General features: G+C 64.3%; 18 protein-coding genes. 5 read left to right on the forward strand and 13 right to left on the reverse strand.

The annotated features are described in order from the left end of the window. Positions 1–42: 42 nt before the first annotated feature. Positions 43–1,071, reverse strand: a complete 1,029-nt coding sequence (locus E3N85_RS07800) for a LacI family DNA-binding transcriptional regulator (RefSeq protein WP_134461697.1) — start codon at positions 1,069–1,071, stop codon at positions 43–45. A 151-nt stretch (positions 1,072–1,222) separates the two neighbouring features. Between E3N85_RS07800 and E3N85_RS07805 the strand changes: the two genes are divergently transcribed. Beyond that, complete coding sequence (locus E3N85_RS07805) at positions 1,223–2,281, forward strand: serine hydrolase (RefSeq protein WP_241978374.1); 1,059 nt, start codon at positions 1,223–1,225, stop codon at positions 2,279–2,281. Positions 2,282–2,353: 72 nt separating this feature from the next. Here the strand turns inward: E3N85_RS07805 and E3N85_RS17150 are convergent, their stop codons facing one another. The 10 genes from E3N85_RS17150 to E3N85_RS07855 form a co-directional block, all read right to left on the reverse strand. Then, positions 2,354–7,879 (reverse strand): fibronectin type III domain-containing protein, encoded by a 5,526-nt coding sequence (locus E3N85_RS17150; RefSeq protein ID WP_134461699.1) that lies wholly within the window; start codon positions 7,877–7,879, stop codon positions 2,354–2,356. Between the two features lie 235 nt (positions 7,880–8,114). Then, on the reverse strand, positions 8,115–10,391 hold the full coding sequence (locus E3N85_RS07815; protein WP_134461702.1) for a rhamnogalacturonan lyase: 2,277 nt from the start codon (positions 10,389–10,391) through the stop codon (positions 8,115–8,117). A gap of 298 nt (positions 10,392–10,689) precedes the next feature. Next, entirely contained in the window at positions 10,690–11,064 is a 375-nt protein-coding gene (locus E3N85_RS07820) for a hypothetical protein (protein WP_241978375.1), read from the reverse strand. A 102-nt stretch (positions 11,065–11,166) separates the two neighbouring features. Further along, positions 11,167–11,757: a hypothetical protein gene (locus E3N85_RS07825; RefSeq protein ID WP_241978376.1), complete on the reverse strand. Its 591-nt coding sequence runs from the start codon at positions 11,755–11,757 to the stop codon at positions 11,167–11,169. 96 nt (positions 11,758–11,853) lie between these two features. Further along, positions 11,854–12,771, reverse strand: a complete 918-nt coding sequence (locus tag E3N85_RS07830; protein WP_134461705.1) for a carbohydrate ABC transporter permease — start codon at positions 12,769–12,771, stop codon at positions 11,854–11,856. After that, the gene (locus E3N85_RS07835; protein WP_134462216.1) at positions 12,768–13,700 is read right to left on the reverse strand and encodes a carbohydrate ABC transporter permease; all 933 of its coding nucleotides are present in this window, start codon (positions 13,698–13,700) and stop codon (positions 12,768–12,770) included. The genes E3N85_RS07830 and E3N85_RS07835 overlap by 4 nt, the downstream gene beginning before the upstream one ends. Positions 13,701–13,816: 116 nt before the next feature. After that, positions 13,817–15,124, reverse strand: coding sequence for an ABC transporter substrate-binding protein (locus tag E3N85_RS07840; RefSeq protein WP_134461708.1), 1,308 nt, complete (start codon positions 15,122–15,124; stop codon positions 13,817–13,819). 117 nt (positions 15,125–15,241) lie between these two features. After that, positions 15,242–16,120, reverse strand: coding sequence for a hypothetical protein (locus E3N85_RS07845; protein WP_198412074.1), 879 nt, complete (start codon positions 16,118–16,120; stop codon positions 15,242–15,244). Between the two features lie 82 nt (positions 16,121–16,202). Beyond that, positions 16,203–17,306, reverse strand: coding sequence for a Gfo/Idh/MocA family protein (locus tag E3N85_RS07850; RefSeq protein ID WP_241978377.1), 1,104 nt, complete (start codon positions 17,304–17,306; stop codon positions 16,203–16,205). Positions 17,307–17,379: 73 nt separating this feature from the next. Continuing rightward, the gene (locus E3N85_RS07855; RefSeq protein ID WP_241978378.1) at positions 17,380–18,720 is read right to left on the reverse strand and encodes a Gfo/Idh/MocA family protein; all 1,341 of its coding nucleotides are present in this window, start codon (positions 18,718–18,720) and stop codon (positions 17,380–17,382) included. Between the two features lie 264 nt (positions 18,721–18,984). Here E3N85_RS07855 and E3N85_RS07860 point away from each other — a divergent pair, with 264 nt between their 5' ends. From E3N85_RS07860 to E3N85_RS07875, 4 genes are all read left to right on the forward strand, one after another. Further along, the gene (locus E3N85_RS07860) at positions 18,985–20,025 is read left to right on the forward strand and encodes a LacI family DNA-binding transcriptional regulator (protein ID WP_134461719.1); all 1,041 of its coding nucleotides are present in this window, start codon (positions 18,985–18,987) and stop codon (positions 20,023–20,025) included. Between the two features lie 422 nt (positions 20,026–20,447). Continuing rightward, positions 20,448–21,602: a Gfo/Idh/MocA family protein gene (locus E3N85_RS07865; RefSeq protein WP_134462219.1), complete on the forward strand. Its 1,155-nt coding sequence runs from the start codon at positions 20,448–20,450 to the stop codon at positions 21,600–21,602. Continuing rightward, the gene (locus tag E3N85_RS07870; protein ID WP_134461722.1) at positions 21,599–22,759 is read left to right on the forward strand and encodes a dihydrodipicolinate synthase family protein; all 1,161 of its coding nucleotides are present in this window, start codon (positions 21,599–21,601) and stop codon (positions 22,757–22,759) included. The genes E3N85_RS07865 and E3N85_RS07870 overlap by 4 nt, the downstream gene beginning before the upstream one ends. Then, positions 22,756–23,616 carry a sugar phosphate isomerase/epimerase family protein gene (locus tag E3N85_RS07875; protein WP_370289151.1) on the forward strand — a complete coding sequence of 287 codons (861 nt, stop codon included), beginning with the start codon at positions 22,756–22,758 and terminating at the stop codon, positions 23,614–23,616. Before E3N85_RS07870 ends, E3N85_RS07875 begins: the two co-directional genes overlap by 4 nt. Before the next feature lie 76 nt (positions 23,617–23,692). Here the strand turns inward: E3N85_RS07875 and E3N85_RS07880 are convergent, their stop codons facing one another. Further along, positions 23,693–24,634, reverse strand: coding sequence for an aldose 1-epimerase family protein (locus E3N85_RS07880; protein ID WP_134461725.1), 942 nt, complete (start codon positions 24,632–24,634; stop codon positions 23,693–23,695). Then, entirely contained in the window at positions 24,631–26,136 is a 1,506-nt protein-coding gene (locus E3N85_RS07885; RefSeq protein WP_134461728.1) for an alpha-N-arabinofuranosidase, read from the reverse strand. The genes E3N85_RS07880 and E3N85_RS07885 overlap by 4 nt, the downstream gene beginning before the upstream one ends. Between the last annotated feature and the right edge of the window lie 44 nt (positions 26,137–26,180).

A 26,180-nucleotide genomic window follows, 5' to 3' on the forward strand; every position in this document is an offset into this window, starting at 1 on the left:
CTGGTGCTCCTTATATATGGGGGCGTCTCGTATGAGGGCGCTTCAGAGAACGGATGCCGCTGGCCGGGCACCGCTCGAGGCCCGAGCCACGAGGGAGGGTTCAAAGGTCACCGCGCGCGGGCGATACTCGGCGGGGTGGCGCAGGTGGTCGATCAGGGTCGCGGCGGCCCGCTCCCCCATGGCACGACTGGGCTGGCGCACGGAGCTGAGCGGCACGCCGGCCGCAGCAGCGAAGACGATGTCGTCATAGCCGATGATGGCTACATCCTCCGGCACCCGCACTCCACCACGAACGAGTCCCTGAATGAGGCCGAGCGCGAGCATGTCATTCGCCGCGAAGACAGCGTCCGGTCGCTCATGCACTGGCCGGTCGGCGAGCTCGGAACCGATCGATAGCCCGAGCTCGGCGGAGAGGGTCTGCGTCCACTTCACGTCGAGGGTCACGCCCCGCGCGGCGAGCACTGCCTCCTGGCATCCCTCGAGGCGATCGCGCATCTGGGAGACCGCTCGCGGGCCGCCCACAAAGAGCAGTCGCGTTCGTCCGTTCTCGATCAAGTGACGGGCGGCCAGTCGTCCGCCCGTCACGTTGTTCGCTGAGACGGAGGAGAAGGCGCCACGGTCGTCGAGGCTGTCGATGAGCACAGCGGGGATTCCGCGCTGGCGCAACTGGTCGAGCCGTTCGAGCATGTTTCCGGCCGACGCGACCAGCACGCCATCGACGCGGTGCCGTTCGAACAGGTCGAGGGTGTCGGCCTCGTGGCCGGGTATTGACGAGCTCGTGGCCAGAAGCACGGAATAGCCGGCCGCGGCGGCGGCCTGCTCAACGCCGGTGGCGATGGCGGCGAAGAAGGGGTTGGAAAGGTCGAGAACGGTGAGCCCGAGCGTCTCGCTGCGCCCGGTTCGCAGCTGCCTGGCCGCTTCGTTGCGCACGAAACCAAGTTGCGTGATCGCCTCGGTGACCCGGGCGGCAAGTTCGGTCGCCACCCCGTCCGGCCTATTGACAACGTTGGACACTGTGCTCACCGACACCCCGGCCAGTCTGGCGACGTCGCGCATACTGACTGCGGTCATAGTCTTACATCCTCTGCTCGCGTGCAACGTTACACGAAATTGTCCGTATCACCGTCTAGGACAGTTATTCGGCATAGTACGCTGGCGTGTATCGTTACACGATAGGCTGAATGGCGAGCGCGGATGCTCCGTGCGCGACGGGAAAACGCCAGTGACCAGTGACAACACGAACAGTGTCAACACGACCGGCACGGACATCTACGGAAGCGCAGCATCGCGGGCGTCGTACGGCCATGCCTTCGACTGGGTGCGACGCCAGATCAACGGCAAACGGCTGCCCACCGCGGTGCTCGGTGTCGCGACTTCTGCGGGAGTCGCCGAACTCGACGCCTTCGGGGTGCAAAACGGTCGCTCGACGACCGTCACCGATCACTACCCGCTTTTCTCCATCACTAAGCCGCTCGTCGCACTCGTGGCCCTGCGCGCCGTGGAGCAGGGACAGCTCTCACTGACCGCGCCGGTGGCGCAGGCCCTCGAAGCCTTCGGCGCGAACCGCACCGACACCGTGCGCCTGCAGCACCTGCTCACGCACACCGCGGGAATCGCCGAGCCCCCACTCGAGACACCGGGCGGTCTCGAGCACGCGCTCGTCTCCGGGGCGGCCGACTTCGCCGCCGGATCGATGACGCGCTACTCGAGCATCGCCTTCGCAGGTGTGCAGGCCCTCATCGAACACGCCACCGGGCGCAGCCTCGATGCCGAGCTCGCCGACCTGGCCGAGGTCGCCGGCATGCCGGGAGTCACCTTCGATATCGCATGCAACCCGCATCCGGTTGTGGACGCGGCCGCCTTGGGACTGGACTATGCCGCTTTTCAGGAACTGCGGCATCCGGGGGCTGGCCTGTACGCCCGTGCAGACGACCTGCTCGCCCTCGGCAGTGCGCTACTGCGTGGTGGCGACGACGTGGTGCACCCGGCCACGGTCGCGGCGATGCTGCGCCCATGCACGGCGGGGCTGCCCAAGCTGGCTCCGTACCCGGTAGAGGCTGGCCAGGATTGGGGTCTTGGTTGGAATCTGCGCCATGCTGCGCCCGGCCTGCTGGAGCAACGCGTCTACGGGCACGGCGGCTGGGCCGGCACCGAATTCTGGATCTATCCCGAACGTGACCTGTGTTTCGTACTGCTGACGAACATCGCGAGTCCGTCCCGACTCGGCCTCGACAGCGATCAGCTGCACAACGCCGTCGTGGGCGGTTCGCCACGGGCCTAAGCGTGGTGGCCTCCGGGTCAAAACGCGGGCCCGGCCGATAATATCGCCCGGGCCCGCGTACTGGTCACTCGATTAAATCGCTCGCATCCCCCCGTGCGGGCCCGCAGGAGGTCCCTTCACCGTGACCTTGTCCCAGCCGAGCAGCCCACCCGTGCCATCGAAAACAACGAACGTGTTGTCGCCCGGCCCTGTGCTCGCCGGGGTGGTCACCACCAGGGTTCCATCCGCTGACGCGTGGTGCCACCCCAGTCCAGCTTCATTGAGATACACGTAGAACCACTCGCCGGCAACGAGATTCTGAAGCGTCACCTCGGAGTCGCCGCGCGGCAGTTTCTTCTTGTTCAGCCCGAGGTCAATTTCATTGCCCTTCTTGAGGTCATTCTTGTCGGCCGCCTCCGGCACGAAATCGGGTTCCGGGTTCACCAGCTCACCGAGTCGTTCCGCACCGGTGTAGGCAATGTGTGGCGCGGACGGCGCCGTCATTCCTTCGCCCAGGAAGTACGAGGTGTGTGGCGGCTGGTTGTACGACGTGTTCTGCCACGCGACGCCCAATCGGTAGACCGGGTCGGACTGCAGAGTACGCAACCGCTCATCGGTCAGATCCACCGTGGTGGCGATCCGCAGGGCCGTCGAGTCGTCCACACGGGTGATAATCTCTTCGCGCCAGTCGCCGAAGAGATCGGCCTGCAGAGCGGGCGTTCCCTTGGTGTCATTGTTGGTCACCGTGCCGGTCGCCCGGTACACCTGTGCCACCGAGTTCGTCTCCCAGTTCCACTTCGAGACGGTCGGCACGCCGGTACGGGTGGCCTCGTCCCAGTCGTGATCGGTGATCTCCCGAAGCAGGTCACCGTCCCACCAGGTGAGGAAGTTGGCCGCGGGGATATCTTCGGAAACAAGCTCCCCCGAGGCAGACCTCAGCTGACCGGTCGGCGAGTTCCATGCTGCGCTTCCGCCGATCGCCCAGCCCTCTGCGCCTGCATGACGTGGGTCGATGTCGCCGGCCGCCGCGCGTCCGGTGTCAACCGTCGCCGGGATCGACCAGAGCACCTCACCCGTTGCGGCGTCGCGGAAGGTAGCGCCGATACCCTTCGCACTCGGTGCTTCCTCGTGCGCAGCGAACACCTCGAGGCCGGGCCGGGACGGATCCAGGTCGCCGACATGAAGCGCGTCCCCGTGGCCGAGGTCGGTGTTGTAGAGAACCGAGCCGTCGTCGTCGATGGTCATGGACCCGAAAACGATTTCATCTTTCTGGTCGCCATCGACATCGGCCACCGAGAACTGGTGGTTCCCCTGGCCTTGATATTCGTCTCCGGAGACATCCGAGTCGAAGCTCCACCGCTGGGTGAGGGTGGTGCCATCAAAGTCATAGGCCGCCAGTACGGTGCGGGTGTAGTAACCACGGCTGAAGACCACGCTCGGGTGCTCGCCATCGAGGTAGGCCACTCCGGCCAGGAACCGGTCGACCCGGTTGCCGTAGCCATCTCCCCACGCGCCGACATCGCCGCGCGCCGGGGTGTAGTCGATCGTGTCGACCGCCGCTCCGGTCGCGCCGTTGAAAACGGTGAGAAATTCCGGTCCGGTCAGCACGTAGCCGCCCGAGTTTCGGTAGTCAGCGCGCGCGTCGCCGATGACGACGCCGGTTCCGTCGACAGTTCCGTCGGCGGTCTTCAGCGTGACCTCCGCGGTGCCGTCGCCATTCAGGTCGTAGACCTGGAACTGCGTGTAGTGCGCTCCGGCCCGGATGTTCTGACCCAGGTCGATCCGCCACAGCCGGGTACCGTCAAGCTCGTACGCGTCGATAAACACCGTGCCGGTGTACCCGCGCTGGGAATTGTCCTTGGAGTTGGATGGATCCCATTTGAGGATGATCTCGTACTGGCCATCGCCATCGACGTCGCCGATCGAGGCGTCACCGGCGCGGTAGCTGTACGGCTGACCGTCCTTGGTATAAGCATCCGCCGGCTTGTCGAGCGGCACGTCGAGCGTCTGGGAATCCCAGACGGTGAACGAGTCGGTCGCCCAGCGCTCGACACCGTTGACCACGGTGCTGATCCGGTAGCTGGAGGTCGCGTTTCCGTCGGCGTCAAGCAAGTTGGTGCTGGCGGTCACCGGCTCAGTCGTGATCAGTTCGCCGTCACGAAAGACGTTGAAAGCGATCGAATCCGGGTCGAGTCCGAGCATGCGCCAGCCGAGATATACGCCGGTGTCGCTCGCCACGGCAACCGGCGAACGGTCAAGCCGCTCCGCCTGTCGCACCAGCGTGGTGACGGCCGGCGAGGTTACCGTCTCTGACTTCTCCGAGATACCGCCGGCATTGACCGCCGCAACCGCGTAGCCGTATTCGACCGTGGTCAGAACATCCGTGTCGGTGTATCTTGCCGTGTCCGCACGCGCGATCAGCTCGAGATCACCAACGGAGCCGTCCGACTTCGGAATTGCTCGGAAGACGTGGTAGAACAGAGCGCCCTCTGACGGTTGCCAACTGATCGTCACATCGTTCTTATTCACCTCACCCAGCGTCAGACCGGCTGGAACCGGCGCCTTCGCCACGTCGGCGTCAACCGTGGTCAGCTCGAGGGTGTTCGACGGCACGGACTCGACGCCGGCCGCGTCGAGAGCGACCACCGTGTACAAGTAGTCGAGGCCGACATCCGCTGTGGTGTCACGAAACGAGGTAACTGCGACGTCGCCCAGAACTACTGCCTCCGTCGCATCGGCATTCTGGCGATAGACCCGGTAACCGACCGCTTCGTCCGTGCCCTGCCAGCGCAGCGACACAGCGACGGCACTGCCATCGATGGTGATGTCATCGAGCGTCAGCTCCGTCGGTGCGATCAGCAGTGGAGTGATTTCCAGTCCGTTGAACCATCCAGTCGGGATGATGTTCAGCTGCCCGTCCGTGACCAGGACCGGCTGCAGGACCTTTTCGGCAACCGTACCGCGGGCAGCGTTGGCCGAGCCGTAGTCCTTACCTTCGGCCACCAGGCCCAGCCTGCCGCTACCTAGCGGATCGCCGTAGTAGGCCTTGAGCGCATACGAGCCGTTTGGCACGTCAAAGACGAGCTCGTGCGCCGCACCGCCCGGCAGCAGGAAGTCCCGCTGCAATGCCGTCGGCACTGGAACGAAGTTTGTACCTCGGTCACGCCCACCCAGCCCGTCGACCGCGAGGAATCCCCACCCGATCTCGGGTGTGTACAGGCTCGTCTGGTCGAGTGCCGTGTAGCCGGGCATGAGTTCGTTGCCCAAGAGCTGCAAATCAAACTTGTACAGCGGCGCCTTGGTCGTGACCCGAACGACATCCGACGGGGCGGAGTCGCCGCGTCCGTTCACCGCAACGACCCGCAGATCATAGGAGGAGCCTTCGACCAGGCCACTCACAGCGGCCTGCGGAATCGCTGACGTCGTCACGAGGGCGTAGGTGTCATCTGCGGCGTCGGCGTCCTTGCGGAACACCTTGTAGATGTCCGCGCCCGTCGACGCGGTCCAGGTCAGCTGCGCTCCGGCGTTCGAGACGCTGCCGGCCACTAGTCCATCCGGCGAGGCGGGCACTGATGCCGGCGGCTCGACGGCGACGATCGCATCGGCCAGGGGAATGTCCAGGGCGGCGACGTCGGTCGCGACGAGGCGGGCCATCTGGATCGCGCCGTACTCCTGGAAGTGGGTGTCGTCCGCCGTTCCGTTCGGGCGACCGGGGTAGACCCCGGCCGGCACGTGCAGGTACACAGAAAGCGCCCCCTCCGGCCCGATTTCATTCAGGTACGACCGGCTGGATGCTGACAGGTCGACTAGAGCGGTTCCGGTTTCCGTGGCGAGGCCGGTAGCTGCCTGAACGTATTCGGGAAAGGATACATTCGCCACGCCGCTCGCGTCGAAGGACCGTCGCGACACCGGCGTCATGAGCACGGGCGTTGCGCCCCGCTGCAGCGCACCGTCCACGAAGGTGCGCAGATACTCTGCGTAGTCGCCCGGGGCTGCGAACCTATCATCGACGCCGTAGCTGGCGTCGTTGTGACCGAACTGAACGAACAGGGAATCGCCAGGACGAATGGCCAGGAGCACCTCGTCGAGCCGACCCTGGCTGATGAAGTTCTTCGCGCTGCGGCCGCCGATCGCCTTGTTCTCCACGGTGACGTCATCGGTCAGGAAACGCTCGATCATCTGGCCCCAGCCAGCCTGCGGTGCGTAGCCGGAAGTGTATGTCTGCGCCGTCGAGTCGCCGGTGACCCAGATAGTCGGTTCGATACCTGCCTCGCGGGCACTGTGCGCGGTGAGAACGAAGGAGTTGAGGTTGGCTGCTGTTCCAGCGAATTCGAGGTTGAGCTGGCCGTCGACGACGGCAATGTTGAAGGACATCTCCAGGTAAGCGCCTGCCGCCTTCGCGGTCTGCTGCACCTTGATCATTCGTTCTGCGGTGATGGCAATGTCCGTGGCGCCCTCGGCGTCGCCCGCGATCAGGGTGGCTGTGTAGTTGCCGCTTGGAAGGTCGACGATCAATTCGGTGTCACCGACGGTGACGAAGTCCGAACGCGTAGCGTCGTCCCCGCCTCGGTCGGTGGCTGTGACGGCCGCGACGTCAACGAAGCCCGCGCGCATCGAGGCCGAGTACGCGCTCGTGGCGTCCAGGCGCGTCGCCCCGGGGGCGGTCTCGCCGCTGCCGAGGTCAAAGGTGAGCACGCCATTGTCCGGCAGTATCGGAACCGCACCGGTCAGTGAGGAGACGGTAGCGGCCGATGGTGAAGATAGACCGGCGTCATCGCGTGCCTGTACCCGGTAGTAGTGGAGCGTCGACGTGTCGACGGCTTCATTGGTGACGTAGACGTCGCCGCTCGTTTCCGCGACCTGCGCGTATTCGCCGTCGATGGCCTCCGCCCGACTGATCACGTAGCCGGTGGCGCCGCTGACTCCATTCCAGCGCAGCGACACGGCGTCGGCGCTAACGTGCGACATGCGCACTGACTCCGGCGCTTCCAGCGACGAACTGGGCTCAGGAGTTGGCGTTGGCGTCGGCGTCGGCGTCGGCGTCGGGTCTGGCAGGGCTTCGACCTTGCTGACGACGAGTGCGTTGACGTAGCCGCCAGAACCGGTGCCCGTGATGTCGATGGTCAACTGGGAATCGGTGACGCTTGCTTGCCAGGTGCTCTCCGCCACTGATTGCCGGGCCTGAAGAGTGCCGGCAACGACACCCTCCAACGCGATAGTCGTCTTGGTCGTGCTGGTACCGGTGAGCTGGTCGCCCGAGTAGACGTGCACGGCATACGTTCCGTTCGGAACGTCAAGGGCGAAACCCCAGGCGGTGGCCAGCACGAAGTCGTTTGCGACCGCGTCGGCCGTGGCACCCGTCCGATTGCGCGAGACGGGCGCGATGCCGTCCACGGGAACGATGCCGAAACCGGCCTCCGCGGTGTACCGGTTGGACTCGGACACTCCGGTCCAGCCCTCACCGACTGGGCTCCCCGCAGTGCCGAAGTCAAACGACCAAGCCGCCGGATCCGGGACCTCGGCGGCGACGGCGGGAGCGCCGCCGAGGGCGAGGCCCAAAATCACCCCTCCGACGAGGAGTGGACGCGTTGCGCGCGTGAGTGGGTGGGGGGAAGTCATGGCATCACACCTTCTGGTTTCTGCACTGAAAACGGGGTGTTGATCGCTGATCCGGCAGTAGAGTGCGCCGAAACCGCCGAAGGATTGAACCGATTCAGCGGCGCGAACTGCGGCCAGCCTATCGACGCGTCGAGGACGAATCAATACTTTGGACCGAATTGGGGAAAGCGTTTGCCCGCTGACGGGCGTGACGGCACAGCGACGGGTGGCCGCTATGCCGTCACCCAGATACTGGCTACTTCACCGGCACGTCGGCAAAATCCATGTCCGAAGCCAAGTAATAACTGGTGTACGCCGGCTGGTTGTATGCCGTATTTTGACGGGCGATCTCAACACGATACTGAGGGTCGTGCATGAGCGTCGTCAGCTTATGTCCGGTCACCTCGGTGCTGAGGTACATCCTGATGGCACTACTGTCGATTGTGCGAACGAGCAGTTCCTCCCGCCAGTCACCGAAGACGTCGGCCACCAGGCTGGGATTTCCCTTGGTCGAGTTGTTCGTACGAGCGCCCTCGACCGTCAGCAGGCGTCCGCGGCCGAGGTCGTCGATCGTAGGCGTCTGAGTGCCGGATCCGTTGATGATTTGAGTTGTCATGTCTGCGGCCCACCGTATGCTCATGTTCGATCCCGGTGCCGAAGAAGGCAGTTTCTGCCCGCCAGCGGACCAGAGACCGACCGCCCAGGTTTCAAGACCAGGGACGTTCGGGTCGACGTCACCGATCATGCCACGGCCGGTGTCCCTTCCGGAATAGGCCCCGTAGAGCACCTCTCCGGTGGCCGCGTCGCGCAGTGCGTAACCATATGGCGCACCGGCGGCACCCTCGTGCACAGTGAAGATCTCCAGGCCCGGCCGTGCCGGATCGATATCTGTCACGTGCATTGCGTCACCGTGGCCCAGACGTGCGCTCTCACCAGGTGCCGCACTGCCCGCCGGCAATTCGTCGAAGGAGCTGTAGAGCAAGGAACCATCGTCATCGATCGTGGCGGAGCCGTAGACGATTTCCTGCTTGCCGTCACCATCCACATCCGCTGCGCTCAGGGAGTGGAATCCCTGCGTGGTGAGGGTGGCGAATTCAGGATCGGTCCCATCCCTGCCGTGCGGGGAGTCGTTGAACGGATTGGTCATCGGCGTCCATCCGCTGTCCACGTTCCACACTTCCTTGAGCTTCTTGCCATCCCAGTTGTAGGAAACCAGTGTCGCGCGTGTGTAGTAGCCACGGGCGAAGACCGCGGAAGGCTGCTTGCCATCCAGGTAGGCCACTCCTGCCAGGAACCGGTCTACTCGGTTGCCGGGTTCGATCCGGGACATCGCGTAGTCGCCCCAGATCAAGCCGTCGTCGTGACGGGCGGTTGCGAAGGGGATCGTTTCCAGCTCGGCGCCGGTGGCACCCTCAAAGACGGTGAGATATTCGGGCCCGGTGACGATGAAGCCCTCGAACTCACGCAGTTTGTTGTTGGTACTGCGGCCGGGGGCATATACGTCCAGGAAATAGTCGGTCGTGGCCTCGGCATCCGCGTGCGAGAGCGGGTAGTCGTAACGCTGGTCAATTCCAAATGCCGCTTCCAGCGTTTGGGGCCAGTTTCCCGCCTTCACCTCGGGGTGGTCCTGCCAGGCCTCGAAGACTGCGACCATGTGGTCGTAGTAGTCCGGAGCGCTCATCCGGTAGTCGTCTGTGTGGCTGTAGCCGGCCTTAACGTCCTTCTTCGGCATCGTGACGTAGCGCTCACCGGTGACGTTGCCATCCTTATCGTATGAAATGGTCTTGGTCCCGGGAGCCGTCTTGAACATCATCTCCGAGCGCCCATCGCCGTCAAAGTCGTACGAGAGGAACTGGGTGTAGTGGGAACCCGCACGGATGTTCACACCAAGATCAATGCGATGGAGCAGAGTGCCCTCGGCCGTATAGGTGTCAATGAATGTTTTGCCGGTATACCCGCGCTGCGAGACATCTTTGGAGTTCGATGGGTCCCACTTGACGATGTACTCGAATTGCCCGTCGCCGTCCACGTCGCCCAGGCTCATGTCATTGGCGGAGTAGGTGTACGTCTCCCCCGCCGGGGTCACACCGTCGGCCGGCTTGCGCAGCGGCAGCTCGGCGTAAGCCTCTGACCAGGGCGTGACCTCTTCGCTTCGGTCGAGTTCGCTTCCATCGACGACGGCTGCAACGGCGTACCGGCCCCCCTCGACCGCGTCGGGATCCAGGAAATTGGTACTGTCGGCAACGGTTGCGATGCGCTCACCGTCACGATAGACGGTGAAGTCCGTGCCGGTGAGCCCGGTATCGGACGCGCCGTTTGCTTCACCGCCCAGAAGCCGCCAGCTCAGAAACACCCCCTCTGACGTTGCGGAGCCGACCAGCCCACGATCCAGATGCTCCAGTTGAACGCTCGACTCGGGTTTGTCCTTATGGCCGGCTGCGGTTGCCGGGGCGCTGAGTGCACCGAGGGCCAGGACCGCGCCCGTGGCCAACGCGAGTGAAGCGCGGCCGATGGTCTTCGTGCTGGGAATCATCGTTGAATCCTTTCCGTGGAAATCGCTTTCCCTTCGACGTTATGCGTGAACCATGTCCCTGTCAAGACGCATGCCGCCAACCACGAATACGTGAAATATCGGTTTAACGGTGAATGACCGCCTGGGCGATCGAGGTGCTGGCACTCACTGCGCAGTGTTCTCGGTCCAGCGGAACCATTCGACGAGTTGAATGCCGTCTAGCGCGTGCAGCAGGCTTCTGGATGGTGCTGGCGAGTGCGACGAACGTGCCTTCCGCCGCCGGGATGCTCCGGCAATGGTTCGTGGGGTTGATGCCTCGTCACGAAGATGAAGGCGCTCTGTCCATCACTGCGCAGCGCCCAGCGCAGCGTCTCGCGATCGTGGAAACCGACAGGCAAGGCGTCCGGCAAGCTCGAGGGCATTTCGGCGAGGCGGTCACCGAATGCGGCGAGGAAGGAATGTTGTCGGCGGCGCGGCCAGTCGCTTCGATCAGGGCGTGAAAGTCGTAGTCGAACACCGGCATGTCGTTCGGGTACGCGGTCGCCTGCGATTCCTGGAGGCCGCTGCGCGGGTTACGGCCGCCGGCGAACATGTAGTAACCGTGCCAGGTGGAACCATTGCCTATTTTGTTGTGTGCCACGGCAGCAATATCGAGAGCGTGCGGCCTTGGCCGGCGCTGATAAGCAGTGGCCATGTACCCGCCCAGCTCACAGAGTCGCGGTCTTTATGGTCGATGCTTCTTTCATTGCCGATGCTCCACCAAATCGTATGAGGCCGGTCCCGGAAACAAGACCGATCAGCGCAGCGCTTGCACGGTGCTCTGTGCAGGGCGGCGTTCGGGAATGGCCACGATCGCCAGTGCCACGCAGCCGAGCGCCGGCATGATGAGCGGTGCGAGCTGCCAGGTGACAATTACCGTGAACCCGGCGGCCGAGAGCAGATAGGCGGCCCCAACCAGGTCGGCACGCAACGAGGCGATACCCACTCTGATCGCCGTGCGGCCGGTCATGCCCGGCGCCCACGCCCCCGCATAGCCAAGCACAACGAGGGCCAGCGCGGCGAGGCCGACCCAGCCGACGACTGCTACAAGGGCACCTCCCGGCAGCGCGCCGGTGCCCGCCAGGTCCAGGTCGAGCAGCAGCACGACGGCCAAACCCAAGACCGCCAGACCAAACAGAAGCTTGGCGCCAAACCCGTAGCGGATGTCGGCCCAGAACAGGGACAGCCTGGCATCGTCCGACGCGAGGAAGCGCCGCACGTGCCGCACCCCGGCGGCCAGCGCGAGCGGCAGGGTGATGATCGGGAGGGACACCACCACAACGAGGATTCCGACCAACATCACCTCGCCGAACAGCGGGAACTTCCTTGCCGCTCCCGGCCACCGCACTGGCAGAGCCTCATTCCGGGTAGGACCGCTTCCTGATTCTGCCGCTCGCTCGAAGGCGCGCTTTGCGCGACGCAGCTGTCGATCAGACACAGTCACCTAGCCCTTGAGACCCTGCGTCGCGACACCGGCAATGAGGAACCGTTGGAACACGATGAAAAAGATCAGAATGGGTAGCAACGCCAGGAACGAGACGGCGAAGGTCGCTCCTAGGTCCGACCCGCTCGTGGCGTCGTTGTAGAGCCGCAGCGCGACCGGCAGCGGATACTGCTCCGGCGAGTTCACGTAGAGAAGCGGGCCGAGAAAGTCGTTCCAGCTGCCGATGAAGGTAAAGATGGCCGTCGTCACGAGCGCCGGCCGAATCAACGGCAAAATGATCGAAAAAAAGATCCGCGCATGCCCGGCGCCATCCAGGCGCGCGGCTTCATCCATGTCTTGGGGAATGTTACGGATGAATTGCACGATCAGGAAGATGAAGAAGGCCTCGGTTGCCAGGAACCGGCCGAGCAGCAGGGGCACGTAGGTATCAATCAGGTCAAGCTTCTGAAAGATGATGTACTGGGGAATGATGATCACGTGGAACGGCAGCAAGAGGGTGCCGATCATGGCGGCAAAGAGAATCTTCTGTCCCATGAATTTCACCCGAGCGAAGGCGTATGCGGCCATCGATGACGAGACGATGGTGCCAACGACGCTCATAACGGCGAGAAAAACGGAGTTGGCGAAGAAACGCCAGAGCGGGATCCCGGCGATCCCGTCCAGTACCTTGACGTAGTTCTCCAATGTGGGGTTCTGCGGGAACATGCCGGGGTTCTGACCGAACTCACCGGCCGGCTTGAAGGTGGCCAGGAACAGCCAGACCAGCGGGTAGAGCACGACGATCGTGAGCCCCAGCAGCACAACGAACCAAACGACTGTGTTGACGGCGCCGCGCTTGGGCCGGGGGCTCCGGCCAGGCACGGGCGCCAGCGCGTTCTGCACGTACTCGCCCTTCACCGCTTCGGTGGTATTGCTCATTTGTTATCTCCCGCGTAGTGAACCCAGCTCTTGGAAGTCTTGAACAGGATGAGGGTGATGACGGCCACGACAACAACCAGCGCCCAGGCCATCGCCGAGGCGTAGCCCATCTGCAGGTCGGCAAATCCGCGCTTATAGAGGTACAGGGTATAAAAGTTGGTCATTCCGGCGGGACCGCCCGTTCCGTTGGAGATGATGTACGCCGACGCGAAGACCTGGAAGGCCGCGATCATCTCGAGCAAAAGGTTGAAAAAGATCACGGCGGAGAGCATCGGCAGCGTCACGCTGCGGAACTTGCGCACGGGGCCAGCGCCGTCCATCTCGGCCGCTTCATAGAGCTCCTGGGGAACCTCTTTCAGCCCGGCCAGGAAAATGATCATCGGTGCCCCGAACTGCCACACAGCGAGCAGGATCATCATGGGAATGATGAAGTCAACGTTACCGACCCAGCCGCCCAGGTTGATGCCGAAGACGCTCAGCGAGCTATCGACCGGGCCATCCGTGCCGAACATTGCACGCCAGACAATGGCCACACTCACGCTCGCCCCGATCAGGGACGGCGCATAAAACGCGGAACGGAAGAAGCCGGATCCCTTGTTGCGGTAGTTGAGCAGCATGGCCACAGCTAGAGCCGCCGCCAGCTTGATCGGCGTGCCGATGAGCACATAAAGCAGGGTGATCTGAACCGACTTGATCCAGACCGGATCCTCAGTAAACATGCGGGCGAAATTATCCAGGCCCACCCATTCCGGCGGCGTGAAAAGGTCGTAGTCGGTGAAGGACAAATAGAGGGACACCAGCATCGGGCCGATCGTGAGGCCCAAGAACCCGAGCAGCCAGGGCAGCAAGAAGATATAGCCTGCCCGGTTTTCACGTCGGGAAATGCTGTTCTTCCGCGGGCCCCGGCCGCTCCCGCCCGACCGGCGCATGGCCGGGCGGGCAGAAGCGGCCTCAACGGCGCTGGTCTCGCGAGCACGAGGGTCCGTTTGCGTAGTCACGTGTCTTCTCCAAATATTTCAGGGGCTAACGACTTCGTGGGATCGAACTAGTTCAGGACGACGTCCATCTCCGCGAAGAACTGCTCAACGGCCTCATCCACGGTGATCGTGTCGTACCCAAGCTCCTGGCCGATCAGGAGGAACTTGTTCTCGAGCGTGCCGAAGCCGGTGATCGGCACCGGAGGCGCGTCACCGAGGCGATCGGCGATTGTCGCCTCATAGTCGCGGATCTGAGCGTCGAGGCCGGCGAGCTCAACGCCGGCCAGCTGGGTTTCGGAGGCGGGGAGTCCGCGGTTGGTACCGAAGATGGCACCGGCCTCTGGGCTGTTGATCAGGAAGTCAACCAGGATGGTGGACGCCTCAGGGTGCTCGGTCGTTGCGGCCACGGCGTGCAGCATCGACGGCTTGAGGTATAGGTCGGCGGAGCCTTCCACGGTAACCGGCGGTGCGACCAGGTCGAGCTCCGTGTAGCTCTCCCCCAGGCTGCCGAGGTAGCCGGAACCGAAGTTGTCCCAGGTGAGCTCGCTCGTGGCGACCGCCGAGGCAAATGGGCTCAGGGGCATGAGCTCTTCGACGCGCTGTGCCGGGATGCCGATTTCCTCGCGAACGGGGGCGCCTTCATTCCAGAATTCAGCCAGGCGCTCCTTGTCAAAGCCTGCTTTACCAGCGTCATCGAACAGGAACGAGCCCTCGGAGCGCAGCTGGATCTCGAAGTTCTGGATGCGCCCGGTCCAGTCCGAACCGCCGTAAACGCCCGCCTCAGCACCGGCGGCGGTGGCTGATTCCATCCAGTCCGAGTAGTCCTGCCAGCTTCCGCCGCCCTCGTACGGTTCAACCCCCAGGCTGTCCATCAGTTTGGGGTTAGTGAACATACCCCACGCATTCGTGGAGGTGGGGATGGCCGTTGTCACGTCGTTGACGACGCCGATCTGCAGGATGCCCTCGCTCAGGCCGTCGGTCGCGATCGTGTCGCCGAAGTACGGTTCCAGGTCGAGCAGGAGGTTCGATTCGGAGTACTGGCGCAGGTAGGAATAGTCGAACTGCATCACATCGGGCAGCCCACCGCCAGCGGCCTCGGTCTGACGCTTTTCCCAGAAGGCCGGGAAGTCGAGGAAGGTGGAGTTGACAGTGATGTTGGGGTGCTCGACATTGAACGCGGCGATGGCCTGCGTGTAGAGGTCGGCCCGTACGTCGTTGCCCCAGAACGCGAAGTTGAGGGTGACGTCGGCATCGGGATCAAATGCGCCCGAGCCGGCGTCGGCTCCACCGCCGCTGCAGGCGCTGAGGGCGAGTACGCCGCTCAAGGCAAGTGCGGCGGTCGCGATTACCGCTTTGCGTTTGCTGGATCTGAACATCTGTGTCCTCCGAAAACATCTTTGTCTGCTGGATACTCTCCGCCCGGGAAAGCGGTTACCACAATTTATCCCGCCGCCGAGGTTGCGGTCAAGTTAATCCTAGTAAATCGTTTCAACTCATGACCCAAGCGTGGTCTTTGGTGAGGGGTGCAGCCTGATCGGGGTTGGGTCGTTGCGGTCGCACGCGAGGTAATCCTCGACAAGCCGCAGAATGACGGCCTGAATCGCGCTCACCCGCGCGGCGGCGCCGACGCCGGTACCCAACTCGGAGCCGTCCCAACCGGGATGGGTGAAGTAATAGAGCACGGCCAGCCCGTCGTCGACGATAACGTCTCCCTGCCGACCGAATGTCGCATCCGTTCGTCGCGTGCCCGGCTCCCCGAGAAGCACCGCATCCGGGCTGCCCTGCCGCGCCCAGGTGCGGGCGTCGGTGGAACGGTAGACGGCCATGCCGCGCCACTCGTCGACAATCATCCAGCACCAACCGCCCAAGGAAAACACGTTCGGCCCCTCGTGCGCACGGCCGGAGATGGCCACCCCCTGCACCTGCCAGTCGGCCAGGTCGGCGCTCGTCGCCACCCAGGTTGTGGAGCTGCGAGCCTCGTCCTTGTACCAGAGGCGCCACAGCCCATCGGGGCAGCGCTCAACGCAAGCGTCGATCACGCGGTCGCTGCTCAGATCGAGCTTCCGCACCCGCGTCCAGTTCCACAGATCAGCGCTATGAAACTCTACGATGTGGCGAGTGTGCCCGGCCCACTCCTGCGGTATCCCGTCGATCATGGTGAGGTACATTCGGTACCGCTCGCCGTCCCAGATCACTTCCGGCGCCCAATGCGTATTTGTCCCGGGTACAACGCCGACGGCATCCAAGCCGTCGAGTACGCCCCGATAGGTCCAGTCATCGCCGGTATCGCTGACCGCGACTCCGATGCGGCTGCCGTGCACCCACGCGACCCCCGGTTCGTCGACGGCGGCCCGGCGTTGAGTGTAAAACATCCACCACTGGCCGCTTGCCTCGTTCCGAATCACTGTGGGGTCGGTGGCCCCGTCGAAGATTGGGTCTCGAAACAGCGGAGCCTTAGGCACCAATGCTGCGCAGATCGGTCACGGGACTTTCGAGGCTCGCACAGCGTTCCACATCATCACGCAACGTCTCCGGGGTCACGACCCGACCGGTTGCGGCCGAGGAGTACAGGGCCGTCGCGATTTCGAAAGCGCGCGCCGGGGTTCCGGCGACGGACGGCAGGGGCTCACCGACCCGGAGTGCGTCATAGATGTCGCGCAGCAGCACGTCGTGACCGCTGGCCTCCTCGAACTCCGGCAGTGCCCACGCGGAGGCCTCTGCGGCGTCGACGTGCGGGGCCGGCGTGATCGACCAGTTGTCGTGGCCGTGGCCATAGAGATGGTCGACCGTGATGGTCGCCTTCTCGGTGTCGATTCGAATCGAGCTCACCTCCCTCGGTGACAGCGCGCTCGTAATGACGGATGCGACGGTACCGTTTGCGAAGGTTAGGACCGCGGTCGAAACGTCTTCGGTCTGCACGTCGCGGCCGAGGCGCCACAGCTGCCCCTGCACGCTCGCCCAGTCGCCCAGTAGCCAAGCAAGCAGGTCGATCTGGTGGATGCCGAGGCCGAGGGTGGGGCCACCGCCCTCGGTAGCCCATTTGCCACGCCACGGAACCTCGAAGTAGGCCGGGTCGCGGTACCAGAGCGTCTGGCAGGTGGCGACGAGCGGGCGGCCGAACGCGCCACCCATGAGCAGGGCGCGAACCTGTGCGGCGGCGGTGCCCGAGCGCTGTTGAAAGACCACGGCGAGCTCGCGGCCATTGCGGGCTGCGGCATCCGTCATGGAGTCGAGCTGCGCGAGTGAGAGCGCCGGCGGCTTCTCCACCACAACGTGGGCACCGGCGTCCAGAGCCCGGATGGTTTGCTCGGCGTGCAGGCCGGGCGGGGTGCACACGTGCACCACATCGAGGCGGCCGGCTGCGAGCAGTTCATCGATGCTCGCGTGGGTCGCCGGGATGTTCCACTCTCGGGCAAACTCGGCGGCTCGCTCGGCGCTGATGTCGACGGCGGCGACAAGCTCGGCATCCGCATAATTGGCGATCGCCTCTGCGTGCAGGGCGGCAATCGAGCCGGTGCCCACGATAGCGACACGAAGGGGTGAACTTGTGGCGGTCACGGTGCTACTTTCCATTGCTGTGGTGAGTGCTGGTGTTGAGGGTGTCGATCACGGGCGCATCCCGCTGGCAGCGTTATTTGACGTTCTGCACAACGGCCACTTCCAGCGTGGAGATGAGCACGGGCTGGCCGGTTCGCAGGGACTCATTACCGGCAATACCGACCGACACTGCGCGTACACCATCGGCGTAGCCGGCCACTCGGCCGAGCGGTTCGTCGACCTGCACCCGGTGGAACAGGTGCTGCAGCAGGTAGGCGTCGCCGCCACCGTGGCTGCCGATACCGTCGGGAATCGGCACCTCCGTGGCACTCTCCCAATGCCTCTGCAGTACGAGTCGTTCGCGATTGGGACGCACGGTGTCGCTTGTCAGGCCTTCGGGAGTGGCGCTCGGGTCGACAACGACCGTGCCGTCGTCGCCGATCAATACGGCGCCGCGCTCCACGACTTCGAGCTCGGCGCGTCCGGCGGTCCCGTTCACCGTGACGCGGTAGCCCTCCCAGGGGCTATGAGCGTTGAGCGAATAGCTCATCGAGGCACCCGAATCGTAATCCACCAGCAGGGAGAGGTTGTCCTCGATGCTGATGCCGGCGTCGAAGACATCACGGTCGCGCAGGTAGCCGTCGTAATGCTCGGCGTCGAGGTAAAGCTCTTTCATGCGGGCATCCGCTGCCAAATCGAGCGCGAACGGATCGCCGACAACGCCAGTGCCGCGGGCCGGCCGGGGGCCGAGGCCGCGCGCTGCCGCGTTCGCCGCGCCGTAGAATCGCAGCCCGCCGCTCGCGAACACGCGCACCGGAGCGGCGGAGATCCACCAATTGACGAGATCAAAGTGGTGCGACGCCTTGTGAATCAGCAGGCCGCCGGAGTTTTCCTTGTTGCGGTGCCAACGCCGAAAGTAGTCGGCGCCGTGTACCGTATCGAGCGCCCACTCGAAATGCACCGAAGTCACGTCGCCGATGGCGCCGCTGCCGATCACGTCACGCAGAGCGCTATTGCGAGGGCTATACCGATAGTTGAAGGTCGTGATGACATTGCGGCCACTCTCGTCTATTGCAGCCGCAATCTGGCGCAAGCCCGCGGCGTTGATGGTGAGGGGCTTCTCCACGACAACGTCCGCCCCGGCGAGCAGCGCCCGGGCGACGAGGTCGGCGTGCGTGTAGTCGGGCGTCGTGATGATGACGCGATCGAGTCGTTCGATGCGGATCATGGTCTCGAGCTGGTCGGGTGTGTAGCGCACCGGAATTCTCGCTCCGATCGCCGCAAGGTCGCGCTCGTAAACGTCGAGCCGGGCCGGGTTAATATCGCTCCAAGCCACGAGTTCGGCAACATCCGAGTGCTCCCCGGTGATCGCCTGAATGTACATTCCTGCGCGGCTGCCCGTGCCGATCAAACCGTAACGTTCGGTGTGCGTCATTGCCCTATCCTCGCTCGTCGATGTCGCGCACGATTCCAGCGAGGTGGTCATTGCACGGTTCGCGGCGACGAAATAACTCTGTCACAGAGTACGGGAAAGCGCTATCTCACCGGTGTTGCCGCCTGATTCCAGGACTGGGAGCGCACCCCGGGTCGGGAGGCGCCTCCCGAGGAGGCCGGGAAACCGTGTGCCCGAATGCTAGGATCGAGGCCGACGGTCGGCGCTGGTGCAGGGCGCGGTCGCCGCAACCCTTCGGAAAGAGCCATGACGACACCAGCCCGCACTAGCCCGGTCACCCTGCAGGACGTGGCCGCCGCCGCCGGGGTGTCGCTCGCCACCGCGTCGAGGTCCCTCAACGGAAGTTCGCGCAAGGTCAACGAGGAATATCGCGAGCGCGTGGCGGCCGCAGCCACGCTGCTCGGTTACACGCCGAACCTCTCCGCTCAGGCCGTGGCCAAGGGCGCCACTTCTACCGTGGCTCTCATGGTCAGTGACATCGCGGACCCCTACTTTTCGAGCATCGCCGCCGGCCTCATGCGTGCTGCGGAACAGGCCAGACTCATCGTGACAATGGCCGTGACCGACCGCGATGCAGAGCGGGAGCTCGAACTCGTGCGCACGCTGCGCGGACAGCGCCCCCGCGTGTTGATTCTCACCGGTTCGCGCTTCGTCGGGTCAGAACTGGAGGAGGCTCTGGTGAAGGAGCTGCGAGCGTTCGAGGAGACCGGCGGGCGTGTTGTCATCGTGTCCCAGGCCGGGCTGCCTTTCGATACCGTTGTGACGAACAACTATTCGGGTGCCAAACAACTCGCGCTCACCCTCGTCGATCAAGGCTATCGGTCCTTTGCGGCCATCACGGGAGCTCCCGACTTGATGACGTCTCGCGACCGCCTGCGCGGGTTCGCCGATGGTCTGGCCGAGCGGGGCCTCAGCATACCGAGCGCTCGCATCGTGGAAGCCGGCTTCACCCGCGACGGAGGCAGCGCCGGGGCCGATATGCTGCTGGACCGCGGTACCGCCGACATCGAGCTGGTCTTCGCGGTAAATGATGTGATGGCGATCGGAGCCATGTCACGGTTTCGGGAAGCCGGTCTCAGCATTCCCACGGACCTGGCGATGGCAGGCTTCGACGACATCGCTACGGCACGGGATGTCTCCCCCGCACTGACAACAGTGCGGCTCCCACTCGAGGCCATCGGCCGCGCTGCACTTGAGCAGGCGCTGACACCCCGCGATGGCGAACGTCGGAATACTCTCGCCGTCGATGGCGAAGTCATTCTGCGCGGCAGCACTCCACCGCGCTAGCCGCGTCGCGGCATCACTACGCATCCGTCTGACGCATTCGACCTGGCAACACCTGACGCCGGCCCGTGGACCAGAGTGCGTCTGCCGCCGATGACCGCGCGCCGGTCAGGGCGAGTGTGTCGTTTCATTCCCGGGCGAATTCAGGACATCGGCCGCATGAGACGGCCGCCAGCGCACTGGTCCGGCGATTCCGTTGCCGCCGACGACCGGATCTCCTGAAATAGCCCCCGATCCGGCACATCCGGCGCCAACGGCAGGGCGAGACCAGCTTGGATGCTGCTGGCCCGTCCCGAATATGTCAATACGTTGCGCCGCACTGCAATCTGACCTACACTTGGGTAAACGCTTTCCCATCTCGGCGAGTGACCGTCGACCCTCCCCAGAAAGAGGCAACCGTGTCAGAGACGACAATCGGCATCATCATGAACGGCGCCACCGGGCGTATGGGCTACCGCCAGCATCTCGTGCGTTCGATCCTCGCCATCCGCGAGCAGGGCGGCGTGCTGCTCAAGAACGGTGACCGCCTGCAGGTCGAGCCCATCCTCGTGGGCCGCAATGAGAAGACCCTTCGGGAGCTCGCCGCCACACACGGCATCGAGCACTACACGACCAACCTCGACGAGGCCCTCGCCGACCCGCGCTGGCAGATCTACGCCGACTTTCTGGTGACCAAGGCCCGCGCCTCCGCCCTCCGCAAGGCCATCGCGGCCGGCAAGGCGATCTACACCGAGAAGCCCACAGCAGAGACCTTCGAAGAGGCCCTCGAACTGGCCGCCCTCGCGCAGGCCGCCGGCGTGAAGAACGGTGTCGTGCACGACAAGCTCTACCTTCCCGGCCTGCAAAAGCTCAAACGCCTCATCGATTCCGGCTACTTCGGCCGCATCCTCTCGGTGCGTGGCGAATTCGGCTACTGGGTGTTCGAGGGTGACTGGCAGCCCTCCCAGCGGCCGAGCTGGAACTACCGCAAGGACGATGGTGGCGGCATCATTGTGGATATGTTCCCTCACTGGAACTACGTACTCGAGAACCTGTTCGGCCGGGTTGAATCGGTCTACGCCCGCGCCATCACGCACATCCCCACCCGGGTCGACGAGAGCGGCGATCTATACGAGGCCACCAGTGACGACTCCGCCTATGCCATCTTCGAACTCGAGGGCGGTATCATCGCCCAGCTCAACTCGAGCTGGACCGTGCGCGTCAATCGCGACGAGCTCGTCGAATTCCAGGTGGACGGCACCCTCGGCAGCGCTGTCGTCGGCCTCTTCGGTTGCAAGATTCAGCCGCGCAACGCCACGCCGAAGCCGGTCTGGAACCCCGACCTGGCCGAAACGCACGACTACGCGACCGACTGGCTCGAGGTGCCCGACAACGACGTGTTCGAAAACGGCTTCAAGACCCAGTGGGAGCAGTTCATCCGCCACGTCGTCGAAGACGGCCCCAACGAGTTCGACCTACTCTCCGGCGCGCGCGGCGTGCAACTCGCCGAGCAGGGACTGGTGAGTTCGGCAACCCGCCGTCGCATCGACCTACCCCTCGTCACCCTGCCCGAAGTAGCCCCGAGCCTCGTCCAGTCATGACCGACCTCGTACTGCTCGACGCGCACGGGGCTACCCGGCGCACGCCGGTGCATCCGTCCCCCGCGTTCACGAAGCCACGCGCGCCGCTCACCTCACGCGTGGCATACGCCGCGGCACACGTCATTCCACGGAACTGGGCCGACAACGTTCCGGGTTCCCCCGCCGACATCGACTGGGACGCGACCCTCGCCTTTCGTCACCATGTTTGGTCGTGGGGGCTCGGCGTCGCCGATGCCATGGATACCGCACAGCGCAACATGGGTCTCGACCCTGCCGCGACTCGCGAACTCATCACGCGGAGCGCCGCCGAGGCCAGAGCGGTGGGCGGCAAGCTCGTGGTCGGGGTCAACACCGACCACATCGAAGACGAGCAGATCTCCCTCGACGCCGTCATTGACGCCTACAAGCAGCAACTGCACTTCACCGAGGATGCCGGTGCCGGCGTCGTCTTGATGGCCAGCCGTCACTTGGCCCGCGCCGCGACATCCGCTGACGACTATCGCCGCGTGTATCGCGAGGTACTGGGGGCGGTGGGCACGCCGGTCACCCTGCATTGGCTCGGCACGGCTTTCGATCCGCAGCTCGCCGCGTACTTCGGTTCGGCCGACAGCGCAGCGGCCTCCGAGACCGTGCTGGCGATCATCGAGGAAAATCACGAGCACGTGGCTGGCATCAAGATGAGCCTGCTCGATGCCGATGCGGAGATCGCCGTACGCTCGCGTTTGCCCGCGTCGGCGCGCATGTTCACCGGCGACGATTTCAACTACGTCGGTCTCATCGCCGGCGACGGCACTGCCCATTCCGATGCCCTGCTCGGCGCCTTCGCCGCTGTCGCCCCAAATGCCTCCGCGGCCATCCAGGCGCTGGATGCCAATAATCCGGCCGAATACGCCCGCATTCTCGGCCCGACCGAGGCCTTGTCCCGACAGATCTTCGCGCCACCGACCTTTTATTATAAGACCGGCGTCGCCTTTATGTCGTGGCTGAACGGCCACCAGGCCGCTTTCAGCATGGTGGGCGGCCTGCACGCCACGCGCAGCCTGCCGCACCTGTCCGAAATCGTGCGCCTGGCCAACGATTCCGGCGCCCTCGAACGCCCCGAACTCGCTGCCACCCGTTGGCGCGGCATGCTGACCCTGAACGGAATCGACGTTTGAGTCTCGTGATCGCACCCCCGCACCCCCGGTTCTCGCTCAACCAGGCCACCATCAAATATGCCTCGCTCGCCGAAGCCGTGCGCCTCAGCGCCGAGTCCGGAGCCGAGAGCCTCGGCCTCTGGCGCGAGCCCGTGGCGGAGGTCGGCCTCGACAAAGCCGTTCGTCTCCTGGCCGAAGCCCGGCTCCGTGTGTCGAGCCTCTGCCGCGGTGGGTTCTTCACCGTGGCGGAAGGCCCCGCGCGCCGGGCCGCCATCGACGACAACCGCCGGGCCCTGGCCGAGGCCGCAGCACTCGGTGCCCCAACACTCGTGCTCGTGGCCGGTGGTCTGCCCGATGGCTCCCGCGACCTTGCTGGAGCGCGAGAACGTGTGCGCGATGCTCTCGGTGAGCTCGCCCCCGAGGCCCGCGCGGCCGGGGTCACCCTCGCGATCGAACCTCTGCACCCCATGTATGCCTCCGACCGGGCCGTGATCTCCACGCTCGGGCAGGCGCTCGACATCGCCGAGCAGTTCGGAGCGGATGCCGTGGGTGTCGTCGTCGACACCTTCCACGTCTGGTGGGACCCGCAGCTCTTCGCTCAGATCGCGCGCGCCGGCGCCGGCGGCTACATCGCGAGCTACCAGGTCTGCGACTGGGCCACCCCGCTGCCCGCCGACGTGCTGCTCGCGCGGCACTACCCCGGCGACGGCGTGATTGACTTCGAGGCAATCACGCGGGCCGTGCTCGCGGCCGGCTACACGGGTGACATCGAGGTCGAAATATTCAACCAAGACATTTGGGATGCCCCCGCTGCCGAGGTCGTCGCGCGAACCATCGCATCCTTTGGCACGAGTGTCGGTGTGCACCTGCCGAGCTGAACTCGAGTTCAGCCGACGTCGTCACACAACGCGTTCTCGAAACCCGTCGTCCGCGCCGGGTCCCACGAACGGGCCCCTACTGGATGGCGCTGATCGTCCACCTCGCCTGATGCACAGCTCCAGCCGTCAGGTTCACCACACTGTCCTGGGAATTGAAAGCGTCCGGAGCGCACGTCATCGGTTCGACGGCGAGGCCTAACCGGTCATGACCTCCGCCCGGAATATCCGCGGTGTGAATTTGAACCCACGAGCATGAATCATCAAATGTCATGGCGACACCTGCCCCGTCGCGTTCCCTCAATTCGACGCTGGCCAGTCCGTCGTGGCGACGCAGTGCGGTGAAGGCATGATCAATTTCAGTCGATCCGATCTCGCGCGGCTGACGAAAATCAAAGGTGCTGTTCTGCACCGGAGCCAGCGCGAGCGGGAGCAACCGGTCGGCACTGACTTCAAGGTACCGCTCCGCGGGAAGAGACAGGGTCCAACTGTTCAGGGGTGAGGCACCGGCGCGCAGGTAGGGGTGCGGGCACACCCCGTATGGCGCAATGTCTGTACCCAGATTCGTGGCCTCGACCGAGGTGCGCAGCCCGGAGGCCGTCACGGAATACGTCACGCTGAAGGCCAGGTGAAACGGGTAGCCGATGCTCGGCAGCAAGTCCAGGCCCAGGGACAGTGCATCGGCCGTGTGGGCGATGAGGTGCCACCGCTCATTAAAAACCAGGCCGTGCAGTGCGCAATTACGGCTCGGTTCATTGATCGGCAGCTGGTGCACGATGCCGTTGGCCTCATACTGCCCATCCGCAATCCGGTTGGGCCAGGGCGCTGCCAATGCCCCCCGATAGGCGATCATAGGTTCGTCGACGGCGAAGCTGACGATGAGTTCACGACCCATGAATTCCAACTCGCGCAGGCACGCACCGAGCTCGGTGATGACGGCGCGGTAGCCGAACCCCGCGATCTCATATTGAATCCCCGTGGCGCCGACGAAGGTCCTGGTCGGCTTCAGTCCCTGGGTCATTTGAGGGAGATCGCTGACCACGAGACCGGGGGTAGCGTCACCGTGAGCACCCCATCCGTGAGAACAGCACCGGCCAGCGCCTGCAAGCCGACCCTGGTCTGATCTTCCAGCGTGTTCTTGGCATACGCGTCAGAATCGTGCAAACTGACCGCCTCATCGACAACGGATGCGCCCAGCTCGGCCACATCGATCGTCACCTGCAGCGACTCGGTCTGGCTGCGGTTCACCAGGAACACCGCAGCCCGGCCGCTCCCCTCGTCAAAGGTCGCCACGGAATCCACCAGCGGGGCGGCACCGTAAACGGCAGTCTCATATATGCCGACGTCGATTCGGGGCCGCAACACCTCGCCGCGGGCCAGCCGCGACGTGACCGAAAATGGGAAGAACGTGGTTTGACGCCAGGATGCCCCACCCGGTTCCGTCATGATCGGCGCAATCACGTTCACCAGTTGAGCCAGCGATGCCGACCCGACCCGGTCGTGATTCTTCAGCAACGTGATCAGCAGGTTGCCCAGCACCACGGCATCCGCTACCGAATAGGTGTCTTCGAGCTGACGCGGCGCAATGCGCCACTCGTCGTTGACCTCTTCAGATGCCTGGTGTTCGTCGAGGTACCAGATGTTCCACTCGTCGAACGAGATCTTGATCGTCTTGTTGCTGTGCAGCTTGTTCTTCACGTGATCGGCCGTCGACACGACGGTGTCGATGAAATACTGCATATCCAGCGACGACGCGAGATACGAACCCAGGTCTCCATTGCGCTCCTGATAGTAGGCGTGCGCGGAGATATAGTCGACGTGCTCGTAGCTGTGCTCGAGGACGGTGCGCTCCCAGTCACCAAAAGTCGGCATCGTTGACCCCGAGGACCCACAGACCACGAGCTCCAGGTTCTTGTCGGCGGCCTTCAGCGCCTGCGCCGTGCGGGCGGCCAACTTGCCGTAATCATCGGCCGACATATAGCCGGTCTGCCACGGGCCATCCATCTCGTTGCCCAGGCACCACATGCGGATGTCGTGCGGTTCGCTCGTACCGTTAGCAATGCGCTGGTCGCTGAGCGCGGTGCCAGACGGATGATTGGCGTACTCCAGCAGATCCAGCGCATTTTCGATTCCCCGCGTGCCGAGATTGACGGCCATCATGAGCTCGGAGCCCGTCAGCTTGCACCAACGCGCAAATTCGTCCAAGCCGACCTGATTGGTTTCGAGTGAGTGCCAGGCCAGGTCCCGGCGCACCGGGCGCTCATCCTTGGGTCCGACGCCGTCTTCCCAGCGGTAGCCGGAGACGAAATTCCCACCGGGATAGCGGATGGTCGATGACCCCAGTTCTTTGACCAAATCAATCACATCCAGCCGAAACCCGTCTTCGTTGGCATTCGCGTGACCGGGCTCATAGATGCCGTCATAGACACACCGGCCCAGGTGCTCGACGAAGGAGCCGAAGATGCGGCGATTGATTGGGGCGACGAGCATCGTGCGGTCGATGGCAATCCGTGCCTGGGGCATTGGTGCGTACTCCCTTGATTCGTGAGGTGGATGGAGGGGAGCTT

The organism is Cryobacterium sp. Hz9 (genome assembly GCF_004402825.1).
GTDB lineage: Bacteria > Actinomycetota > Actinomycetes > Actinomycetales > Microbacteriaceae > Cryobacterium > Cryobacterium gelidum.

Coding starts and splice junctions, on each gene's coding strand:
- E3N85_RS07880 (WP_134461725.1), bottom strand. CDS start 24,634: ATGACCCAGGGACTGAAGCCGACCAGGACCTTCGTCGGCGCCACGGGG.
- E3N85_RS07830 (WP_134461705.1), bottom strand. CDS start 12,771: ATGAGCAATACCACCGAAGCGGTGAAGGGCGAGTACGTGCAGAACGCG.
- E3N85_RS07885 (WP_134461728.1), bottom strand. CDS start 26,136: ATGCCCCAGGCACGGATTGCCATCGACCGCACGATGCTCGTCGCCCCA.
- E3N85_RS07800 (WP_134461697.1), bottom strand. CDS start 1,071: ATGACCGCAGTCAGTATGCGCGACGTCGCCAGACTGGCCGGGGTGTCG.
- E3N85_RS17150 (WP_134461699.1), bottom strand. CDS start 7,879: ATGACTTCCCCCCACCCACTCACGCGCGCAACGCGTCCACTCCTCGTC.
- E3N85_RS07865 (WP_134462219.1), top strand. CDS start 20,448: ATGAACGGCGCCACCGGGCGTATGGGCTACCGCCAGCATCTCGTGCGT.
- E3N85_RS07840 (WP_134461708.1), bottom strand. CDS start 15,124: ATGTTCAGATCCAGCAAACGCAAAGCGGTAATCGCGACCGCCGCACTT.
- E3N85_RS07815 (WP_134461702.1), bottom strand. CDS start 10,391: ATGATTCCCAGCACGAAGACCATCGGCCGCGCTTCACTCGCGTTGGCC.
- E3N85_RS07845 (WP_198412074.1), bottom strand. CDS start 16,120: ATGTTTTACACTCAACGCCGGGCCGCCGTCGACGAACCGGGGGTCGCG.
- E3N85_RS07835 (WP_134462216.1), bottom strand. CDS start 13,700: ATGCGCCGGTCGGGCGGGAGCGGCCGGGGCCCGCGGAAGAACAGCATT.
- E3N85_RS07820 (WP_241978375.1), bottom strand. CDS start 11,064: ATGGCCACTGCTTATCAGCGCCGGCCAAGGCCGCACGCTCTCGATATT.
- E3N85_RS07860 (WP_134461719.1), top strand. CDS start 18,985: ATGACGACACCAGCCCGCACTAGCCCGGTCACCCTGCAGGACGTGGCC.
- E3N85_RS07855 (WP_241978378.1), bottom strand. CDS start 18,720: ATGACGCACACCGAACGTTACGGTTTGATCGGCACGGGCAGCCGCGCA.
- E3N85_RS07870 (WP_134461722.1), top strand. CDS start 21,599: ATGACCGACCTCGTACTGCTCGACGCGCACGGGGCTACCCGGCGCACG.